The sequence below is a fragment of the Geodermatophilus chilensis genome (genome assembly GCF_002802985.1).
Classification (GTDB): domain Bacteria; phylum Actinomycetota; class Actinomycetes; order Mycobacteriales; family Geodermatophilaceae; genus Geodermatophilus; species Geodermatophilus chilensis.
On the sequence record NZ_NVPT01000267.1, the window covers coordinates 1 to 4,206 of the forward strand.

Annotated in this window: 5 protein-coding genes; all 5 read left to right on the forward strand. The window is 74.5% G+C overall.

Annotation, left to right across the window (positions count from 1 at the left end):
- The first annotated feature begins 148 nt into the window (after positions 1–148).
- The 5 genes from CNO22_RS25920 to CNO22_RS25940 are packed head-to-tail and all read left to right on the forward strand — an operon-like array spanning position 149 to position 3,981.
- A complete protein-coding gene (locus CNO22_RS25920) occupies positions 149–565 on the forward strand; it encodes a hypothetical protein (protein WP_232807366.1) in 417 nt (138 codons plus the stop codon).
- Positions 562–1,947 carry a glutamate-1-semialdehyde 2,1-aminomutase gene (gene hemL / locus CNO22_RS25925; RefSeq protein WP_100502129.1) on the forward strand — a complete coding sequence of 462 codons (1,386 nt, stop codon included), beginning with the start codon at positions 562–564 and terminating at the stop codon, positions 1,945–1,947. The genes CNO22_RS25920 and hemL overlap by 4 nt, the downstream gene beginning before the upstream one ends.
- Positions 1,947–2,582, forward strand: coding sequence for a histidine phosphatase family protein (locus tag CNO22_RS25930; RefSeq protein ID WP_100502126.1), 636 nt, complete (start codon positions 1,947–1,949; stop codon positions 2,580–2,582). The genes hemL and CNO22_RS25930 overlap by 1 nt, the downstream gene beginning before the upstream one ends.
- Entirely contained in the window at positions 2,579–3,154 is a 576-nt protein-coding gene (locus CNO22_RS25935) for a TlpA family protein disulfide reductase (protein ID WP_100502127.1), read from the forward strand. The genes CNO22_RS25930 and CNO22_RS25935 overlap by 4 nt, the downstream gene beginning before the upstream one ends.
- Positions 3,154–3,981, forward strand: coding sequence for a cytochrome c biogenesis CcdA family protein (locus CNO22_RS25940; RefSeq protein ID WP_100502128.1), 828 nt, complete (start codon positions 3,154–3,156; stop codon positions 3,979–3,981). The genes CNO22_RS25935 and CNO22_RS25940 overlap by 1 nt, the downstream gene beginning before the upstream one ends.
- The last annotated feature ends 225 nt before the right edge of the window (positions 3,982–4,206 follow it).

The window sequence follows — 4,206 nt, forward strand, 5'->3', positions numbered from 1 at the left end:
TCGCTCTTGCTCGTGATTCTTATCTCTGACTTCGGCTCTCTCTTCTTGCTTTCTGTTTTTTTATATTACTGTTCCCGCGCCCCCAGAGACCTACACGTAAGGCGTCGTCGGCAGCGTCAGATCTGTATAAGAGACCGTCCTGGACCTGGTGCTGCCCGGCCCCGACGTGCCGCCGCTGCTGTGGGTCCTCGCCGTCGTCGCCGTCCTGGGTGTGGTGGTCGCGGGCGTGGTCTCCGCCCGTCGCGCCTGGACGGTGCGGGTCGACGCCGCCGGCGACGACCCGGCGCTGTCGGTCGGCCCCGAGCGGGTGCCGCTCGCCGACGTCGACGCCGCGCACCTGCGCGCGGTCCGCGCCGGGACGGCGGGGGTGGACGCCGGCGCCCCGGTGCTCGGCGGCGGCTGCTCGCTGCCCCGCGGCCGGTCGGGCCTGCCGCTGCGGACGACGGACGGGCGCACCGTGCTCGTGCCCACCCGCGACCCGGGAACGCTGTCGCGTGCCCTGCTCGCGGCTGTGTCGGACGTCCCCGGCCGCCCGTCGGAGAGGAAGGGGACACTGTGGTCGTGACCTCGCTGGACAGCCCCCCGTACGCCTACGAGGCCCCCGAGTCGGCCGACCTGTTCGCCCGCGCGCAGCGGGTCACCCCCGGCGGGGTGAACTCCCCGGTGCGCGCCTTCGGCGCCGTCGGCGGCACCCCCCGTTTCATGGCGCAGGGCCAGGGCGCGTACCTCACCGACGCCGACGGCCGCCGCTACGTCGACCTCGTCGCCTCGTGGGGGCCGCTCATCCTCGGCCACGCCCACCCGGCGGTCGTCGAGGCCGTCACCGCCGCCGCCCGCCGCGGGCTGACCTTCGGCGCCCCGACCGCGGGCGAGGTGGAGCTGGCCGAGGAGATCGTCCGCCGGATGCCGCCGGTGGAGGAGGTGCGGCTGGTCAACTCCGGCACCGAGGCGGTGCTCTCGGCGGTCCGGCTGGCCCGCGGCGTCACCGGCCGGCGGGTCGTCGTGAAGTTCGCCGGCTGCTACCACGGGCACGTCGACGCGCTGCTGGCCTCGGCCGGCTCCGGCGTGGCCACCCTCGGGCTGCCCGACACCCCCGGCGTCACCACCGGCGCCGCCGCCGACACCGTCGTCCTGCCCTACAACGACGCGACCGCGGTCGAGGCCGTCTTCGCCGAGCGCGGCAGCGAGATCGCCGCGGTCATCACCGAGGCCGCGGTCGGCAACATGGGCGTCGTCCCGCCGGTGGACGGCTTCAACCAGGCACTGCGCCGCATCACCGCCGCGCACGGCGCGCTGCTGATCGTCGACGAGGTCATGACCGGATTCCGCGTCTCCCGCTCCGGCTGGTACGGCCTGGACCCGGTGGACGCCGACCTGATGACCTTCGGCAAGGTCATGGGCGGCGGGCTGCCGGCCGCGGCCTTCGGCGGCCGCGCCGACCTCATGGAGCACCTCGCCCCGGCCGGGCCGGTCTACCAGGCGGGCACGCTGTCGGGGAACCCGGTCGCGGTCGCCGCGGGCCTGACCACGCTGCGGCACTGCACCGACGAGGTCTACCGCCGCTGTGACGAGGTCGCCGTCACCCTGCGCGGGGCGGCCAGCGCCGCGCTGTTCGCCGCCGGCGTCCCGCACCGCGTCCAGCAGGCCGGGTCGATGTTCTCGGTGTTCTTCGTGCCCGACGAGCGGCAGGTGCGCGACTACGACGACGCCCGCTCGCAGGACGCCGCCCGCTACACCGCCTTCTTCCACGCGATGCTCGCCCGCGGCGTCTACCTGCCGCCGTCGGCGTTCGAGTCGTGGTTCGTCAGCGCCGCGCTCGACGACGAGGCCGTCGAGCGGGTGCTCGAGGCCCTCCCGGCCGCCGCCCGCGCCGCGGCCGCCGTCGACCCGTCGTCCGCCCCGCCGGCCGAGGAGCCGGCGGACGCCTCCACCGGGATGAGCACCTGATGGCCGAGACCACCATCGTCCACCTGCTGCGCCACGGCGAGGTGTACAACCCCGAGAAGGTGCTCTACGGCCGGCTGCCGGGCTACCGGCTCTCCGAGACCGGCGAGGCGATGGCGCTGGCCGCCGCCGAGTGGCTGACCGACAAGGGCCTCACCCACGTCGTGTCCAGCCCGCTGGAGCGCGCGCAGCAGACCGCCGCGCCGATCGCCGGCAAGCTCGGCCTGCCGGTCGAGACCGACGACCGGCTGATCGAGGCGGGCAACGCCTTCGAGGGCCTGCGGGTCGGCGTGGGGGACGGCGCGCTGCGCTCCCCCCAGCACTGGTGGAAGCTGCGCAACCCGGTCCGCCCGTCGTGGGGCGAGCCCTACGTGGAGATCGCCGCCCGGATGCTGGCTGCCGTCGAGGCCGCCCGGGACGCCGCCCGCGGCGCCGCCGTGGTGTGCGTCAGCCACCAGCTGCCGATCTGGACGCTGCGGCTGCACCTCGAGGGACGCCGCTACGCGCACGACCCGCGCCGCCGGCAGTGCGGCCTGGCCAGCGTGACCTCGGTGACCTACGACGGCGACCGCTTCGTGGGGCTGTCCTACGCGGAGCCCGCCGGCGCCACCCCGTCCGACGCGGTCCCCGGCGCATGAGGCGGCGGCTGCTCGGCGCCCTGGTCGGGGCGCTGCTCCTGACCGGCTGCTCCACCGGCACCGACGCCGTCGACGTCAACAACGGCGGCGAGTTCCGCTTCGTCCAGGGCACCCCGGCCGGCGAGGTCATCCCGCCCGACGAGCGCGCCGCCGCGCCGGAGTTCTCCGGGACCCTGCTGGACGGCGAGGAGTTCCACTCCGGCGAGCTCGACGGCAGCGTCGCGGTGATCAACTTCTGGGGCTCCTGGTGCGCGCCGTGCCGGGTGGAGTCGCCGGAGTTCCAGGAGGTCTACGCCGAGGTGCGCGACCAGGGGGTGCAGTTCCTCGGCGTCAACGTCAAGGACACCGACCAGCTCGCCCGGGCCTTCGAGGACAGCTTCGGCATCGAGTTCCCCTCGCTGGACGACCCGCGCGGCGAGGTGGCCCTGGCGTTCCGCGACTACCCGGCCAACGCCATCCCCTCCACCATCGTGCTCGACGCGCAGGGCCGGGTGGCCGCGGTCTACACCGGCTCGGTCCAGCAGGACGACCTGCGTGCGGTGCTCGACCTGCTGATGGCCGAGGAGGGCTGATGGGGGAGACCTTCAGCGGCCTGGTGACCGACGGCCCGCTGCTCGTGGCCGCCGGGGTCGCCGCCCTGGTCGGGCTGGTCAGCTTCGCCTCGCCGTGCGTGCTGCCGCTGGTGCCCGGCTACCTGTCCTACGTCACCGGGCTGGTCGGCTCCGGCACCCCGACGACGGCCTCCGCGCCGGTCGCGCAGGGCTCCGGCGGAACGGCGACCGCGGTGCGCACCGCGGCCGACGAGCGCTCCCCCCGCGGCCGGATGGTGCTCGGCGCCGTCCTGTTCGTGCTCGGCTTCACCGCCGTCTTCGTCACCATCAGCACGGCGGTCGGCGGCCTGGGCCGGATGCTGCTGCAGTACAACGACGAGATCACCCGGGTGCTCGGTGTCGTCACGGTCCTGGTCGGGTTGGGCTTCCTCGGCTGGTTGCCGCTGCTGCAGCGCACCAAGCGGGTGGCGTTCCGGCCGGCGACCGGGCTGGCCGGGGCGCCGCTGCTGGGCGTCGTCTTCGGGCTGGGCTGGACGCCGTGCCTGGGCCCGACGCTGGCCGCGGTGGAGAACCTCGCGTTCCAACAGGCGACCGCCGGCCGCGGCGCGCTGCTCGGGCTCGCCTACTGCCTGGGCCTGGGCGTGCCGTTCGTCCTGGTGGCGCTCGGCGCCCGCTGGGCGATGGGCGCCACGTCGTTCCTGCGCCGGCACGCGCGGGCGGTCACCCGGTTCGGCGGCGTCGTCCTCGTGGTCGTCGGCCTGCTGCTGGTGACCGGCGCCTGGACCGAGATGATGCGCTGGCTGCAGGGCTGGCTGGCCGCCAACGGCTTGGCGGAGAGCGTCCTGTGACGGCGACCGCCCCGCCGCGGCCGGCCGCGGCGCCCCCACCCCCCCGTCCCTTCGCCCCATCTCCGAGCCCACCAGACGGAACTAGATCTCGTACGCCGCCTTCTGCCCGACCAAGAAATTACTGCTCCCCCCATCCGGTTACTGCCTCAGATCGGCCTCCCCTTCCAGCTCGTCCTCCACGACCGTCAGTCTCCGCCTCTTCTGAACGTTCTGCCATACCGCATA